The sequence below is a fragment of the Rhodococcus sp. PSi06 genome, assembly GCF_054960675.1.
In genome coordinates this window covers 60,987-77,410 of sequence record NZ_JBHNYO010000003.1, presented here as the reverse complement: position 1 = coordinate 77,410, position 16,424 = coordinate 60,987, and the positions used below count along the sequence as shown (strand labels likewise).

Genomic DNA, 16,424 nt, shown 5'->3' with positions numbered 1-16,424 from the left:
AGAGAAAGAACGGAGCGCCGATACGTGCCCGAGACCGCTACACCGCTATCGCCCGAGCGTCGCACCGGTGCCGGCTCGGATGCTGCCACCGCCAAGACACTGGCCGGGGCCACCAAGATATTGAGGATGTACGGATTCGAGGCCACGGCTGCGCTGGCCGAGGAGAAGTCCTCCACGGTCGATCGACGCCAGAGCGTGGTCGTCGTCGGGGAGATCAAGCGCGGCAAGAGCTCGCTGGTCAATGCCCTCGTGTCGAGCCGTGTCTCACCGGTCGGAGTCGAAGCGACCACGTCCGCGTCACTGGTCTTGGTCCCCACCGAACCCGAACGGGGGCCGGGGACGGCCGAACTGGTCTTTCCCGGTGGAACTCGCCGAGTGAGCATCGAGGAACTACCCGAATGGGTGACCGTGAACGGCTCGCACGTGCGGGATCCGGCGACTCAGTCGCTACCCACCCGCGCGCTCGTCCCGGTCGCGAACTCACCGATGGGCGATGTGGTCGTCGTCGACACGCCGGGGTCCGGAGGATTGGATTCGCTGGCCGCACAGCTGTCCGTTCAGTCGGCGCAGCAGGCCAGCGTTCTGGTCGTGGTCAGCGACGCCAGCACCACGCTCACCGCACCCGAGATGGATTTCGTTCGGGACGTGGCCTCGACGGTCGACTCCGTCATCGTCGTCGTCAGCAAGACCGACAAGAACCTACGCCGCTGGCGGGCGGTGGCCGATGAGAACAAGCGCCTGCTCCAGAAGCACCTTCGACGTTCGGTTCCCGTGATCGGCGTGTCCAGTGTCCGTGCGCTGGTGGCGCAGGAAATGGCCGACGAGCAGGCGCGACACCGCGGGGAAGTGTCCTCGGGAATCGTCGAGCTGAGGCAGATGATCTCGGCCGGGTTGGGCGACGGCACCGAACGCGGCGTCCGAGACGGCTTGCGTACGGCACTCGAAGGTCTGCGCAAGGTCCACGCCAAGATCACCGCGGACATCGACATCACCAAACAGGGCTCGAATGCGTTGCCCGAGTTGACCGCTCAGCGAGACCGGCTACAAGAACTCAAGGACACCAGTGCGCAGTGGGAGCAGTGGCTCGGACGCGACCTCACGCTGGCGCGCCAGCGAGCGCTGACACATCTGGACGGTGAACTCGATCGTGTCCGGACGAAGTGGACGACACGGATCAACAAGTCCGGAATGGAAGTGCTGCGGAAGAACCCGCAGGTGTTCACCGCCGAGATCGAAGCCGACCTCCTGGCCGCCATGACCGGCACGGTTCGGCTGTTCCTCGACGAATTGCGCCGTGTCGCGGAACCGTTGTTCGAGTCACCTCGAATCTGGGAACAGATCGAGCACAACATCGCCGCGTCGATGTCCGGAGAATCGCTCACCACCGGTGAGGTGGCGAGCAAGCGTCAGGGCCTGCTCGATCCCAGCATCTTGTCGATGGGCATGATCGGCACCTCGATGCTCGGCGCACTCATCGGCGTCGGAGCCGTGGCCGGAGTGGTCTGGATCGGCGTCAACCTGGGATACAAGGCGATGCGTACCGGCAAACAGAACCTGTTGAACTGGCTGCGAGAAACGACCGGAAGCGCCAAGGCCAGCACCGCACGCATGCTCGAGGCCGCGCTCGCGCTGGGGCGGCCGGAGATCGTCGTACGCTATCGCGACTACATCCGAACCTCCATAGATGCTGTGCAACAACAGATGTCCGACGCCAAGGACGCGGCGCGTCTGGATGCCGCCGGACGAGACGCCACTCTCAAGCGCCTGTCCAACAACCTCAGAGTCGTCACTGCCACGATGTCCGAGATAGACAATGCGCTCGTTCGGTCGGCCGGTCGTAGCCCCGAATCGGTATCCCCTGCATCGCCCACGCTCGACGCCACCGAAAGCGAGACGAACTCGTGAACATGTCGATCGCCTCGGCGCTGATCGTCGCCGCCCTGCTCCTCGGTGGGCTCGGCGGCTGGCTTGCTCGCTCGATGTCTGCCCGCCCCGACCGCGGACCGGTACCCGGCTCCCCGGCATCCAATCCCGCAGTCGCTCTGCCTGATTCGGCTGCTCCCGACGGAATGCCGGACCGCCGCCTGGTCGACGCGCTCATCGGTGTGCACGACCTGGGTGACGGGGTGTCGGCGACCGATCGCATCTGCGAGGAACTACACCGGGTGGGTGTCGTCCGGTTGGACGCACAGCCCGGAACACCGTTCGATTCGAGCTCACAGAAAGCCGTGCACAGCCTCGCTGCGCCGACTCCCGATCGGGTGGGCACGATCGCAGAGGCAGTTCGGCCGGGGTGGACCGGTCCCGGCGGCATCATTCGATACACCGAGGTATCGGTGTACGGACCAGCGTCGGCAGGTGCATAGGTGAACGTGCCACAACCGTCCGCGACACCGTTGGCCGCGCGCAACATCGAGATGCGTTCCGCGCTGGACCGCGGACTGCACGGCCTTGCCGCGTTGGCACCGGATCTGGTGCAGGAGGCCAACCGGATAGGTGCCATTCTGTGGGGTCCGCCGCGCATCGTGGTGGTGGGCCGGCTCAAGGCCGGCAAGTCGACCTTGGTCAATGCGCTCATCGGTGCACCGATCGCGGAGACCGCGGCGCTCGAAGCCACCAATGTGGTCACCGTGTACGAGAACGGAATGCCCTCGCGCGCAGACGTCGTGACCCCGGACGGACAGCGTCGGGCGGTGGAACTGAGACAGGGATATCGAGCGGACCTGGGAATTCCGGCAGCCGATGTGGCGTACGTGCATCGGTACCTTCCGTCGGAAGCGTTGTCCGATGTCACGCTCATCGACACACCGGGGCTGGCAACTCTGACTGTGGAGAACGAAAAGGCCACACACCGGGCGCTCATCGACGGTTACGAGCAGACCCGAGCCGCCAGTGTCGACGCCGACGCCGCAATCTTTCTGTTCGACTCGACCCCGCGCGCCGACGAGATGAAGTTCCTGCAGCAGTTGGGGTTCACACCGCTGAACACGCTGGGCGTTCTGTCCCGAGCCGACGGTTTCGGCGAGGGCGCTCTCGGCCGGGTCGATCCCATAGAGCACGCCAGGGCGCACTCGGTGACGTTGGCGGCCACGTTGGCCTCCTCCGTCGCGACCGTCATTCCGATTTCCGGACTGCTGGCCGAGACGTCCCACACCGGTCGAGTCACCGAAGCGGATGCGCGTGCACTGCACCGCCTGGCGCACCTGAATGCGCTCGAACTGTTCGACCTGTTGGAATCCGACGACCCCGCTCCCCTCGATCCACCGACCAGAGATCGACTACTCGACCTGATCGGCGAGTACGGCATGGTCGGTGGACGAGCCGCCGCGGCGGGGGGTGCCTACGCACTGAGCCAGTGGCTGATCTCGCGGTCGGGGGTGGACCCGCTCAGAGGCGTGCTGCACACTGCGCTGCGCGACTTCGCGACCCTGCACAGAGCGAGTCGTGTTCTCACCGAGCTGGATTCACTGGCGTTCACGCACACCTTCAGGGACCGGATCAGGGCGATCACCGACACCGTTCGACGCGATCCGGCCCTGCAGCCGGTACTGCTGTTCCAGGCGCTGCGCGGCATGCTTCTCGCCGACGATTCCTCACCGGTGGTGGGCGAGTTGATGCGCGTACTCACCGGGCGGAACGATTCCGAACGTCTCGGACTCGACGTCCACGCCCAGCGAGCACAGGTTGTCGCGGTGGCGAGCGAGCGCATCGACTGGGCTGCAGGGCGCTCCATCTCGGCCGGAACCGCCGCCGAGGATGCCGCCCTGGGGGAACTGTTACGTCTCTACACCACGATTCGGAGTACGGCATGAACGACCCTACGCACCCCGCACCCACTCCGGGCTGGACTCTGTCGATCGACTTCGGTACATCGAATACCGCTGCGGCCCAACGCTCCGCACGACGCACCGGAGTCGAGGCCGTGGCACTGACCCATCAGGGAAACCTGATGTCGTCGTCGGTGTTCGTCGATGGTCCGGATCGAATCGACGTCGGTGATGTAGCGCTCAACCGGGCACAGACGGCCCCGGCTTCCTTCATCGCCTCCCCCAAGAGACTGGTTGGGCAGGGCAGCGTTCGGGCTGCAGGCCTCGAGCTGCCGATCGCCGTCCCGATCGCCGCCGTTCTGCGGTCGGTGATCGATCGGGCGACTGCCTACCGTCGAGGACAACCTCCATCGGACTTGATTCTGACCCACCCGGAGGCGTGGTCTCCCCGCGAAGTCGCGGTACTGGAGGAGGCTGCGAGCCGCGCCGGCTACGGCCCGGGTTCGGTGTCCACACTGTCGGAGCCGCGCGCTGCTGCCCACTTCTACAGTCGCAGTGAGATTCTGGAGCCGGGTACATCGATCGCCGTGTTCGATTTCGGCGGCGGAACCGTCGATGTCGCCGTCCTGTCTGCTACGACTCGCGGCACCTTCGACGTCGTCGCCGCCCGAGGCGACAACGGTTTGGGTGGCAAGAATCTCGATGCGTCCGTTCGTCGGTGGGTCGATCGTCGACTCGACGACGAGAACCCGGAATTGCTGAGCTTTCTGCGTTCGGACGCGGCACTGCACACGCTCCGAACTCTCGACGATTCGATCCGTCGCGCGAAGGAGTTGCTGTCGTCCACCGAGTCGGCGACCATCGCCATCGGTGACAGTCGGACCGATCGCCAACACATACTGACTCTCACACGTGGAGAATTCGAGACGATCATCACGCGCGAGATCGAACGTGCGGTCGCTCTGACACATGCCACCCTCGCGGAAGCACATGCGCTGACGGGCACTGCGGTCCACGCGCTCTACCTCACCGGAGGATCGTCTCGAATACCTCTGGTGCACCGCGCCCTCGGGTCCCTCGGTCGCCCGATCGCGACACTCGACGATCCCAAGACCGTGGTGGCACAGGGAGCGTTGCTGGCACTGTCGGACCGGCGCGCAGCCGCACCGGTGGAGAGATCCCACGACTTTCACCGCGCGCCGGGTACCCAACCGGCTCCCGTCGTCGCCGACAGGCCCTCCCCTACGCCACCAGCGCGCAGTCGTGGTCGGCTGGTGGCCGCCGCAGTGGGCGTGGTCGCGGTGGTGGCTGTCGTGATCGCCGCAGTGTTCCTCGCACCGTGGGACTCGTCCGACCCGGAGCCCAGCACTGCGAGCGGGCAAGACGACACAGCCGCACTCGAATCGGTGACCAACGATTACCTCGATGCCGTTGCCGCCCACGATGATGCGGCGATGACATCGTTCTGGTGCGCGGCGAACAGGGAGAAGCGCGCGAGTACAACTCCCTCCCCCACCCCGACCGGCGCGAGCGGCGACCTCGAACTGACGGCCGCCGAATTCATCGGGACGTCGATCTACGGGGACAAGGCCAGCACCAGGATCCGACTGCAGGCGACGGTCGACGGTCAGCCGAGTACAGAAGAAGGGGACGGCGAGATCCTGGCTTTCGACTTCGGTCGAGAAGAGGGCCAATGGCGCATCTGCCGACAGACGATCCAGTGACTTCCGTCGACGCAGCCGCATCGACCACAGACGAATTCGAGGTAAGCACATAATGGCCGGTTGGATGCTCAGCGTCGACTTCGGTACTTCCAATACCGCTGCGGCACATGCCGACAACGGCTCGGACGCGGCGGAGGTCGTGCCGTTGACGCACCAGGGAAACCTGATGCCGTCGGCGGTGTTCGTCGAGTCCCCGCAGTCGATCGAAGTCGGCGACGTGGCGATCAACCGAGCGCAGACCAACCCCGCGGCATTCGTGCCGTCGCCCAAGCGCGTCATCGGCCAACAGGTACTCAACGTCAACGGCTACGACATTCCGTCGGCTCTGCCTGCAGCCGCTGTACTGCATTCGGTCATCACGGCCGCGACCACGATACGGCGCGGAGTTCCACCGGATCGCTTGATCCTCACTCATCCGGAGGCGTGGTCGCCCCGCGAGATCGACATACTGCTCGACGCGGCGGCCCGCGTGGGCTACTCGCGCGACAGGGTTGCAACCGTGTCCGAGCCCAGAGCAGCAGCGCACTATTACTCACGATCGAGCGCGATGCCGCCCGGAACCGAGATCGCGGTATTCGATTTCGGTGGCGGCACACTCGATGTCGCCGTTCTGCGAGCCACCGAGCACTCGTTCGAGGTGATCGCCGCGCGGGGAGACAACACGTTGGGCGGAAAGTCGCTGGACTCGAGGCTGCGCCGTTGGGTGGACGAACAATTACTCGACCGCAACCCGGAATTACTCGACTTCATCCGCCGCAGTGCGCCCATGCACGTGGCCCGCAGCCTCGAGGACTCCATTCGGCGGGCCAAGGAGCTGCTGTCGTCGACCCCATCGGCATCGGTGACCGTTGCAGGCAACGGTCAACAGGAAACGCTGTACATCACCCGCGACGAGTTCGACGAACTCATCGCCGACGATGTGGAGCGGGCGGTGCAGCTGACGCGTCAAACCCTGGTCGACGCCGGTGTCGACGTCGGCAACCGCCTCTCTGCGCTGTACCTCACCGGCGGGTCGTCACGGGTCCCGATAGTGCACGACCGGCTCGCCGCGCTCGGCCCCATCGCCACTCTCGACGACCCCAAAACAGTTGTCGCGCAGGGTGCACTGATCGCCACCGCGCACCGAACTGCACCGAACCGCACCGAACCAGCACCCGCCATCAGACCGGTCGCCGAGACGGCATCGGCGCCGGGTGCCCGGCGAAGGCCGGCAGCCCGCACCGTGGTGGCCTCGACAATCGCAGCAGTGGTGGTGATCGCAGCCCTGATCGCAGGGTTCATCGTCTTCGGCAACGATGCAGACAGCTCGAGCACAGCGGATTCCGGCGGAACCACCACCACTTCGAGTGGGGCCGCCGCGTTCGCATCGGATGTGGATGCCATCCGCTCGGCACTGCCGAGCGCACTGAACAGTGCGGTCGACAAGTGCGTCAACTCCGACTTCACCGACACAGGCGGACTGATCGCATCCTGCACCCTCGCATCGCCGAGCACGTTCGCCCCGTTGTTCGACCCAACCTACGGAGACGCTCCCACATTCACGTCGTACGTCGACGTCAAACAGGTCAAGCGCCGACTCGCAGGCATCCGCGACTACCCGCTCGCCCCCGGTGACACCGTAATAGACGGCGCAGCAAGCAATTCCAAGATCGTCTACGGAAAGAGTTACGGCGCGTCGACGAGTACGGCAGAGTACTTCGACCCGAACACCGGACTGTCCGCACGATTCCCGAATTTCACCACCGACGACAACGCGCTCGAATTTCTGCGGGCAATCGGTCTGCTCCGATAAACCGCCGGTCGCGAACGAATGTCGAACGCGGCGGGAACATTGCGATCGATCGGCGCATCTCACTACCGATTGCCCGCGAAGACCACCACGGAACAGGAGCAGGCCATGCCTCCCCAGGAACCCACCTCGAGCGAACCCACCACACCCGCCTCGAACAACCCTCAGGTGACCGGCAACCCGGACGACGCCAAGTTCGTAGAACCGGGCACGGTGCCGGCGAAGCCGAGCACCGACGAGCCGGCCGCAACCGTCCCCGAGCCCTCCACCCCGGCTCCAGCGGCACCGGCCACTGCCCCCGACACTGCGCCGGAGGCCACTGCCCCAGAACCCACGAGCCCAGAACCTGCGAAATCGGAGCCTACGAACCCGGAGCCCGCGAGCTCGGCACCCGAAGCAGCCGACAGCAATTCGTATGTCTCGCATCGTGATCTCGACGGCGACGGCGTCGTCGACACCACGCAGATCGACCTGGACGGCAACGGAACCGTCGATCAGATCCTGCACGACTACGACGGAGACGGAGTGGCCGACGTAGTCGAGACGTCGAGTGCAGGCGATGGTCGCTTCGACATCGTGGACACCGATCTCGACGGTGACGGTGTCACCGACGAGACCCGCATGGACACCGACGGCGACGGCAAAGCCGATACCGCCATCTTCGATCTGGGCGGCGACGGCACGGCGGACGAGGTGGATCTCGACACCGACGGGGACGGCGTGATCGACACCGTCTTTCTCGACACCAACGGCGACGGCACCCTCGATTACCTCGGAGTCGACACCGACGGCGACGGATACGCGGACGAGGTCTACATCGACACCGATCAGTCCGGCGATTTCAATCCCACGCCGGATCTGGCCTGATTCCCCACGTTCGTTCCTGATCCCAGACGAAAGAGACCGAGATGAACGAGCACTTCGATTTCACCGACACCTCCGTGGACCACGACGCAGCATCGGTCACGGACACCGACGACTACTCGGACAACGTCGACCACGCGCTCGGCGACAGCCTGGCAGCACCGTCGATGCCCACCATGCCCTCGATGGACTACGACGATTCGCCGAGTGCGGTGTCGGCACCCGACATGCCCGACATGCCCACGATGACCCCGGACGCCGCACCTGGGGTGCCCGATCCCTCGGTCCCGGACCTGAGCGAACCTCCGACGGAATCACCCTCGCCTGCAGTGGTTCCCGAGCCCACTACCGATCCGGATCCGACACTCGTGCCCGAGCCGGCCGATGTCCCGCCTCCTGCGCCCGAGCCCGCCGACGTTCCGCCGCCCGCAGACGGTGTTCCGGTACCCGAGGACGGCTCCTACGGCACTCCCACGGCGTGGACTGCCGATTGGTTCTTCCAGGAGGTGGACGGCTACTGCGGCCCCTCGTCCATCGCTCAGGTGGTGTCCGAGTACACCGGACTGAACATCACCGACCCCCAGCAGCTGGTCGATCGAGCCCTCGAACTTGGCCTGTTCCCCAACAACGATCCGTCCATGGGTATGACGTCCGCGGACATGGAGATCCTGATGGAGGATCAGGGAGTTCCGTGCCATCTGGAAAACAGTTCGATGCAGGACCTGGAAGCAAAGCTGTCCGAGGGGTACGGCGTCATCGCCATGGTCGACTCGGGTGAGATTTGGTACCCCGGTACCGAAACCTACGAGGACAACACGCCCGATCACGCATTGGTCGTTGCCGGCATCGACGAGGACCGAGGTGTGGTGATTCTCTCCGATCCGGGCAATCCGGACGGAAACCAATTCGAGATCTCCATCGACGAGTTCGACAACGCGTGGGCGGACTCCGATCACGAAATGCTGGTGGCGGACGCGACCGATCCGGATCTCGCCGACACCACCACGGTCGATCCCGATCTCGCAGCCCTGGCCCCCAAGCCGTGGGCCCTCATCCCGCTGACCTGATTGTCTGAATATGAGTGCATACTCGTGAGGGACGAAGGGATTGTGAAGTGAGCAGCGACGGCGACAGCGTCTTCGACATTCTCGGCCTCGATCGGTCGGCCGTCCTGCCGGCACCACCTGCCGATGTCTGGTCGGCGGCACTGGCGCACGCGCTCGATCCCGAGGCTCCCCCCGTCGACGACGTGATGGTCCCGATCATGGACGACACGGATATGGTTTTCGATGCCGAGGACGCGCTGCTGCTCGACACGGACGACGACGATTCCGATACCTCAGGGGGCCACGACCCCTCGGACGACGGTCTGCCGGATCATTCGTCATTGCACCTGGACGGCAGTGATCATCACACCCCGGCGCACGATCACGAGTCCGACCACGACGGGCACTGGGACGCGGACGACATCGACATGGGCGACGGCTCCGGTTTCGGACTGTGATCGATCGAGTCGATCTGCCTCAGGGGGCGGCGAGACGATGTGTCCGACGGGCGATACCATTAGCTCAGGAACACAAACAGACCGACTAGTCCTGTGTTTGGGGGAGCATGTATGAACGACGGTGCTTTGTTGGCCTTGTGCCGGGAGGGCGATAGTGCTGCGTTCGGCGAGCTGGTCGGTCGACATCGCACTCATGCCTGGGCAGTCTGCCTGCAGATCACCGGAAATCGACACGACGCCGAGGATGCACTTCAGGACACTCTCACCTCGGCCTGGCAGAATCTGCACCGATTCCGCGGTGACGCCAAGTTCAGCACGTGGCTGCATCGCATCGCGGCCAACGCGTCGCTCTCGTTGATCCGGCGTCGCAAAGAAGTGCTCGACTATTCGCCGGAGGGAATCGACCTGCCCGATCTCTCGTCGCCCACGGCCGACCGGGTAGCAGACGTCGACGCTGTTCGATCGGCCCTGGCCCAGCTTCCGGAAGACTTCCGCGAAGCAATCGTGCTGAGAGAGTTCGCCGATCTGTCGTATTCGGAGATCGCCACCCACCAGCGGGTGGGGATTCAGACGGTCAAGAGCCGAATCAGCCGGGGGCGAGCACAGTTGGTGGCTCTGCTCACGCCGGCAGCGGGCTGACCGGCACGTCGCCGACACGGCGGACGCTCACGCGTCGAACATCGGATTCCGGATCGCGCGTCAAGCGAACGGAGATGTGTCCATCGGTCAGCTTCTCGACCAACCCTTCGCCCCACTCGACCACGACCACCGCATCGGTGAGGTCGGTGTCCAAGTCCAAGGCATCGAGTTCGTCGAGTGCCGACTGTCCGGTCATGCCGAGTCTGTAGGCATCGACGTGCACGAGGGTAACCGGCGGTAGGCCGTGCGGCCGCGGCCCGGGCCGATGCTCACGGGCGATGACGAAGGTAGGCGACGTCACGCGGCCCTGCACCCCGAGTCCCGCCGCAATACCCTGTGTCATCGCGGTCTTCCCCGCGCCCAGAGGACCGTCGAGAATCACCAGATCGCCTGCCACCAGAACTCCCGCCAGCCGGGCGCCGAACTCGGCAGTGTCTGCAGCAGTGACCAACTCGGCAGAAACAGGCAAGACGAGCGGCTCGTCAGACAACGCCCCACCGCCGCTTCTTGCCTGCGGCTTCCGTAGCTCGGGTCACGAGCCGCAGAATTGCGCCGTTGACCTGCTCCGGAAACTCGAGTTGCACCAGGTGTCCGCCTTGCCGGACGCGCACTGTCTCCGAACGTGGCAGAGCCTGCGCGAGCGCCTCGGAACTGGCGAACGGGATGATCCAATCCTCGTCCCCACACACCACCGATACCGGGATGTTCTCGAATTCGACAAGCGCCTCGGACTCGTCGTGCAACTCGAGTGTCTCGAGGAAGTTGACGATCGTGACAACGGATGTGTCGTCGATCATCGATTGGGAGAATGCCACCAAACGTGGAGACACCCTGGTCCCGTACGACGCCGCTCGCAGAACCGGCGAGATGAGTGCGCGCACGGCACCACGGCCGAACTGGACGACACCGGGCGACGTCCGCACCGCGAGGCGGAATGCGTCGACCGCCGGATTCTGCAGACTGCGACCGACCCCGGATTGCGCGAGGCCGGCAGCCGTCGTCGAAATCAGAACAGCGCCGATGACTCTCTGACGCAACATGTCCGACCGTTGCCGCGCCATGGACAGAATCGACATTCCGCCCATCGAGTGACCGACCAGAACGATGCGCCCCTTGGGAACCACCGAGCGAACGACGGCATCGAGGTCGAGGCCGAGTTGGCCGATGGTGCAACTCTCCGGGCTCGGAACCCCCGAACGACCGTGGCCGCGCTGGTCGTAGAAGACCATCCGAACCATCGAACCCCAGTGCTGTTCGAGCGCACGGCGTTGAAAATGCCAGGAAGACGTGCGCAGGCAGTAGCCGTGCACGAAGACCACGGTCAGCTCGGCGTCGGTCGGGCCGACTTCGCGTACCGCCAACGGAACCCCGTCGTCCGCGATGACGATACTGCCGCGGTCCGCATCCATGAGATCGAGGTTCTCGGTGGCCAGCGGGTCCTTGTTGGACCGAAACGCCGTCTCGCGCACCACAATTGCAATACTTTCCAGCAGTCCCAGCATGATCTATTCCGTCGCCTCCCCTGAGCGCGCGCCGACGAACTGTCGTCGAACACGTCCACGAATGCCGGTGACGACCTCGTAGCTGATCGTGTCGAGCGCATCGGCCCAATCCTGGGCGTGCGCTTCTCCCCTGTCCCCCGGCCCGAAGAGTAACGCCTCGTCGCCGACCGCGACACCCGAACCGTCGCCGCCGAGGTCGACGACGAACTGGTCCATGCACACTCGTCCCACCGAAGGAAAACGCCGACCTGCAATCGTCACCTCGAACCGCCCACTGAGCCGACGGACAACGCCGTCGGCATATCCGAGAGCGATGAGCGCGACCATAGTGTCGGCCTGGGCGGTCCAGGTGTATCCGTACGAGACCGACTCACCTGCACTCACCTTCTTGATGTTCGCCACCTGCGCCGACAAGGTCATCACCGGCTGCAAATCGAACTTCCCCAACTGGGGCACGGGCGACAAACCATAGAGGGCTATACCCGGGCGGACCATGTCGAAACCGAGATCGGGTCTGGTCAAGGTGGCGGCCGAGTTCGACAAATGCACCGCAGCGGGGGGCGTTCCGCGTCGGGTGGCCCGGCCGACCGCGTCGCGTAATCGCTGAGCTTGAGCGTCGTTGGCAGGATGCTCCGGTTCGTCGGCGCAGGCCAGGTGGGAGAACATGCCCCTCAACCGGACAGCTTCCTCCGCGACGGCGGACGCCGTCGCGTCGAGAACCAGATCGAGATCTGCTTCCGCGACCCCGTTGCGGTTGAGTCCGGTATCGATCTTGAGCGAGAGGTCCGCGGCGCGACCGACGCGGCGCGCCGCAGCCACCACCGCGTCGAGCTGGGCTGCCGTCGACACCCCGATCCCCACCCGCGCAGAAATCGCCGAGTCGTAATCGGAATCCGTTCGATGCAGCCACGCCAGAATGGGAACGTCGATGCCCGCTGCGCGGAGTTCGAGGGCCTCGCCGATAGTGGTGACGCCGATTTCCAGCGCTCCTGCAGCGATTGCAGCTCGTGCGACCTCGACGGCACCGTGGTTGTATCCGTCGGCCTTGATCACCGCCATCACAGCCGAGTCGCCGGCGAACTGCCGCAGCACGTCGACGTTGTGGCCTACGGCGTCGAGGTCGACGGACGCGACCGCGCCCGAATCGGTCCTCTCGTCTCCACAGCCGATACTCACAACATCCGATAGTGCCATCCGAACCGGCGATACGACGGATCAGGGTGGCACAACTCGTGACACACCCGGTTCCCTCGAGCCAGAACTACCCCGATTCGTCCGTGAGCGAGCGCACCGTACGGATCGCGTCCGGAATGGACGCGCACAGCGGGCTTGCCGACACCGGTGCGGCGAACTCCCCGCCGGGCCCGTGTGCCGCACGCGCAGCGGCGAGCGCATGGACCCTCGCCCCGCAGGCAGCCGCGGTGGACGGCGACATTCCCGACGCGAGCAAGGCCCCGAGGATGCCGGACAGAACGTCGCCGGATCCGGCCGTCGACGCAGCCGATCCCCCGGCGTCGCTGACCACGGTGGTGCCGTCCGGATCGGCGATGATCGTCGCGCGACCCTTGAGAAGAACGGTGACACCCCAGCTAGACGCCAGGTCTCGAACCGCGGCGACCCTGTCGGGGTCGGGGGGTGATCCGGTCAGGCGCTCGAACTCCCCGGCGTGTGGGGTGAGCAGCGTCGGTGCGGAGCGCTCGATGGCCCACTGCCGGTGACCGGCGAGGATCGTCAGAGCATCGGCGTCCAACACGACCGGGAGATCCGACTCGAGGACCAGACGCACGATCTCCGTCGAGTGCTCGTCGGTGCCGAACCCTGGACCGATCACCCACGCCTGAACTCTCCCGGCTGCGTCGAGATCCGGGGCGACGACGACCTCGGGGCTGTGTGAAACCACCTGCGGGCCGGCACTTCCCACATATCTGACCATTCCCGAGGTAGCCGCCACTGCAGCGCGGACGCAGAGCAGCGCAGCACCGGGATACGTTTCACTGCCCGCCAGGATGCCCACCACGCCCTGCGAGTACTTGTCGTCCGACGCTGTCGGAATCGGCCAGAGCCGGCCGACGTCGACCGGCTCGAACGACGTCATCGCCGGCTCGGGAAGCGCCAGCCCGATATCGATCGATTCGATTCGGCCACAACGAGGTACGGCCAGAACGTGTACCGGCTTACGGCCGCCGAAGGTGACGGTCACGTCCGCGGTGACGGCCGGACCGGACACCGCACCGGTCTCGGGGTCCACACCACTGGGCACGTCCACGGCCACGACGGGGGCGGTGATCTGCCGAACGATCGCCGCTGCGGCGGGTCGCAACGGCCCGCTACCGGAGATACCGACGATGGCGTCGATGACGATGTCGGCCGTGCCACACTGCGTCACCACCCGCCCACCCGACGAGCGCAGGGCTGCAAGCCCTTCGGCGTGCACCCGCGCCGGGTCGACGAGTACCGCAGACACGGACACGCCCCGACGACGTAGGTACGCGCCCGCCCACAGACCGTCGCCGCCGTTGTCACCGGAGCCCACCAGAACAGTGACGCGCCGCCCGGCGACGCCGCCTGTGCGGGAGGCGAGTTCGGCTGCCACCACGGTGGCCAAGCCGTAGGCGGCGCGCCGCATGAGAACACCGTCCGGCAACGAATTCAGTAGCGGCGCTTCCGCATTCCGAATCTGCTCGGGTGTGTAGTAGCCGCGCATACCGGCCGCTACTCGACGGTGACGGACTTGGCCAGGTTGCGCGGCTTGTCCACGTCGTAACCACGCGCCTGGGCGACCTCGGCGGCGAACACCTGCAACGGAATCGTCGACAACAACGGCTGCAACAACGTCGACGCGGCCGGTATCTCGATCAGGTTGTCGGCGAACGGCCGCACTGCCTCGTCGCCCTCCTCGGCGATCACGACGGTTCGCGCGCCACGCGCTTGGATCTCGCGAATGTTGCTCAACATCTTCGAGTGCAACACCGCACGGCCCTTGGGTGAGGGCATCACGATGATGACCGGGACACCGTCCTCGATCAGCGCGATCGGTCCGTGCTTGAGCTCGCCCGCCGCGAACCCTTCCGCGTGCATGTACGCGAGCTCCTTGAGCTTGAGCGCGCCCTCCAGAGCAACCGGGTACCCCACGTGTCGACCGAGGAACAGAATGGTCGTCGCGGTCGAAAGCTCTCGGGCGAGCGCCCGAACCGGCTCGACCGTCTCGAGAACCCGCTGCACCAGCTCGGGCATCGCCTCGAGTTCGGCGAATTCACGGGCGACCTCGTCCGGGTACTTGGTGCCGCGGGCCTGCGCCAGAGCGAGGCCGACCAAGTAGTTCGCGGTCACCTGAGCGAGAAAAGCCTTGGTCGACGCGACGCCGATCTCCGGACCTGCCCGGGTGTACAGGACGGCGTCGGCCTCGCGAGGGATCTGGGAGCCGTTGGTGTTGCACACCGCCAGCACACGTGCCTTCTGATCCTTCGCGTGCCGAACGGCTTCGAGGGTGTCCGCCGTCTCTCCCGACTGGGAGATGGCCACCACCAGAGTCGATGAATCCAGAACTGGGTCGCGGTAGCGGAATTCGCTCGCCAGTTCCACTTCGACCGGCAGCCTTGTCCAGTGCTCGATCGCGTACTTGGCGAGCAGACCGGAGTGGTACGCGCTGCCGCAGGCCACGACGAACACTTTGTCGACGTCGCGCAGTTCCTGATCGGACAGTCGCTGTTCGTCGAGCACGATGCGCCCGTTGTCGAAGTGGCCGAGCAGAGTATCGGCTACTGCGGCCGGCTGCTCCTGGATCTCCTTGAGCATGAAGTAGTCATGACCGCCCTTTTCGGCGGCCGCCAGATCCCAGTCGATTCGGAACGGGCGTCCCTGCGCCTCGTTGCCGTCGAAATCACTGATCTCGTATCCGTCCGCGGTGATGACGACAACTTGATCCTGACCGAGTTCGACGGCGTCCCGCGTGTGCTCGATGAATGCCGCGACGTCGGAACCGAGGAACATCTCGCCCGCTCCGACGCCCAGCACCAGCGGCGTGGACCGGCGTGCCGCAACGATCGTGTCGGCGTGATCGGAGTGCGTGAACACCAGGGTGAATGCGCCCTCGAGTCGACGCAGAACAGCTTTGGCGCTGGCCACGAAATCGCCCGCGGTCGGGCCGTCCGCGTAGGCCCGCGACACGAGATGCACGGCCACCTCGGTGTCGGTATCGGACAGAAACTCCACCCCGACAGCTTCCAGTTCTGCCCGGAGCGGACCGAAGTTCTCGATGATGCCGTTGTGCACCACGGCGACGGTGCCCGAAACGTCCTGGTGGGGATGCGCGTTGCGGTCGGTAGGACGGCCGTGCGTCGCCCACCGGGTGTGACCCATTCCGGTTGTGCCGACGAACGTGTCGGTACCGATGTCGTCCAGTTCGGCTTCCAGATTTGCCAGCCGACCCGCCTTGCGTTCGACGGCAGTGGTTCCCGCACCGTCGAGAATTGCAATACCCGCGGAGTCGTAACCCCGATATTCCATACGCCGAAGCGCTTCGACCACCACACCCAGAGCTGGGCGGTGTCCGACGTAACCCACGATTCCGCACATGGTGATTCAGGGTACTCGGCTGGGCGTGCACGACCCATTCGCTCGGGTCCACGTGTCCCC

14 protein-coding genes are annotated in these 16,424 nt (G+C 65.4%); 9 read left to right on the top strand and 5 right to left on the bottom strand.

Annotation, left to right across the window (positions count from 1 at the left end):
• Positions 1-24: 24 nt before the first annotated feature.
• The 9 genes from ACFI9K_RS05080 to ACFI9K_RS05040 all read left to right on the top strand — a co-directional run bounded on the left by ACFI9K_RS05080 (position 25) and on the right by ACFI9K_RS05040 (position 10,287).
• Positions 25-1,905, top strand: a complete 1,881-nt coding sequence (locus ACFI9K_RS05080; protein WP_462662509.1) for a dynamin family protein — start codon at positions 25-27, stop codon at positions 1,903-1,905.
• Positions 1,902-2,366 carry a hypothetical protein gene (locus ACFI9K_RS05075; protein ID WP_462662508.1) on the top strand — a complete coding sequence of 155 codons (465 nt, stop codon included), beginning with the start codon at positions 1,902-1,904 and terminating at the stop codon, positions 2,364-2,366. The genes ACFI9K_RS05080 and ACFI9K_RS05075 overlap by 4 nt, the downstream gene beginning before the upstream one ends.
• Complete coding sequence (locus ACFI9K_RS05070; protein WP_462662507.1) at positions 2,367-3,812, top strand: dynamin family protein; 1,446 nt, start codon at positions 2,367-2,369, stop codon at positions 3,810-3,812. It abuts the gene before it with no gap.
• Positions 3,809-5,491: an Hsp70 family protein gene (locus ACFI9K_RS05065; RefSeq protein WP_462662506.1), complete on the top strand. Its 1,683-nt coding sequence runs from the start codon at positions 3,809-3,811 to the stop codon at positions 5,489-5,491. Before ACFI9K_RS05070 ends, ACFI9K_RS05065 begins: the two co-directional genes overlap by 4 nt.
• A gap of 52 nt (positions 5,492-5,543) precedes the next feature.
• Positions 5,544-7,283, top strand: a complete 1,740-nt coding sequence (locus ACFI9K_RS05060) for an Hsp70 family protein (protein WP_462662505.1) — start codon at positions 5,544-5,546, stop codon at positions 7,281-7,283.
• A 105-nt stretch (positions 7,284-7,388) separates the two neighbouring features.
• The gene (locus tag ACFI9K_RS05055; protein WP_462662504.1) at positions 7,389-8,147 is read left to right on the top strand and encodes a hypothetical protein; all 759 of its coding nucleotides are present in this window, start codon (positions 7,389-7,391) and stop codon (positions 8,145-8,147) included.
• A gap of 41 nt (positions 8,148-8,188) precedes the next feature.
• Positions 8,189-9,211: a C39 family peptidase gene (locus ACFI9K_RS05050; RefSeq protein WP_462662503.1), complete on the top strand. Its 1,023-nt coding sequence runs from the start codon at positions 8,189-8,191 to the stop codon at positions 9,209-9,211.
• 47 nt (positions 9,212-9,258) lie between these two features.
• The gene (locus ACFI9K_RS05045; RefSeq protein WP_462662502.1) at positions 9,259-9,648 is read left to right on the top strand and encodes a hypothetical protein; all 390 of its coding nucleotides are present in this window, start codon (positions 9,259-9,261) and stop codon (positions 9,646-9,648) included.
• 111 nt (positions 9,649-9,759) lie between these two features.
• Entirely contained in the window at positions 9,760-10,287 is a 528-nt protein-coding gene (locus ACFI9K_RS05040) for an RNA polymerase sigma factor (protein ID WP_462662501.1), read from the top strand.
• Here ACFI9K_RS05040 and tsaE read toward each other — a convergent pair.
• From tsaE to glmS, 5 genes are all read right to left on the bottom strand, one after another.
• Positions 10,268-10,777, bottom strand: coding sequence for a tRNA (adenosine(37)-N6)-threonylcarbamoyltransferase complex ATPase subunit type 1 TsaE (tsaE, locus tag ACFI9K_RS05035; protein WP_462662500.1), 510 nt, complete (start codon positions 10,775-10,777; stop codon positions 10,268-10,270). The genes ACFI9K_RS05040 and tsaE overlap by 20 nt on opposite strands.
• On the bottom strand, positions 10,770-11,789 hold the full coding sequence (locus ACFI9K_RS05030) for an alpha/beta fold hydrolase (RefSeq protein WP_462662499.1): 1,020 nt from the start codon (positions 11,787-11,789) through the stop codon (positions 10,770-10,772). The genes tsaE and ACFI9K_RS05030 overlap by 8 nt, the downstream gene beginning before the upstream one ends.
• Before the next feature lie 3 nt (positions 11,790-11,792).
• Positions 11,793-12,965 carry an alanine racemase gene (gene alr / locus ACFI9K_RS05025; RefSeq protein WP_462662498.1) on the bottom strand — a complete coding sequence of 391 codons (1,173 nt, stop codon included), beginning with the start codon at positions 12,963-12,965 and terminating at the stop codon, positions 11,793-11,795.
• An 85-nt stretch (positions 12,966-13,050) separates the two neighbouring features.
• On the bottom strand, positions 13,051-14,493 hold the full coding sequence (locus ACFI9K_RS05020) for an NAD(P)H-hydrate dehydratase (protein WP_462662497.1): 1,443 nt from the start codon (positions 14,491-14,493) through the stop codon (positions 13,051-13,053).
• Positions 14,494-14,501: 8 nt separating this feature from the next.
• Positions 14,502-16,364 (bottom strand): glutamine--fructose-6-phosphate transaminase (isomerizing), encoded by a 1,863-nt coding sequence (glmS, locus tag ACFI9K_RS05015; RefSeq protein ID WP_462662496.1) that lies wholly within the window; start codon positions 16,362-16,364, stop codon positions 14,502-14,504.
• Positions 16,365-16,424: the final 60 nt, after the last annotated feature.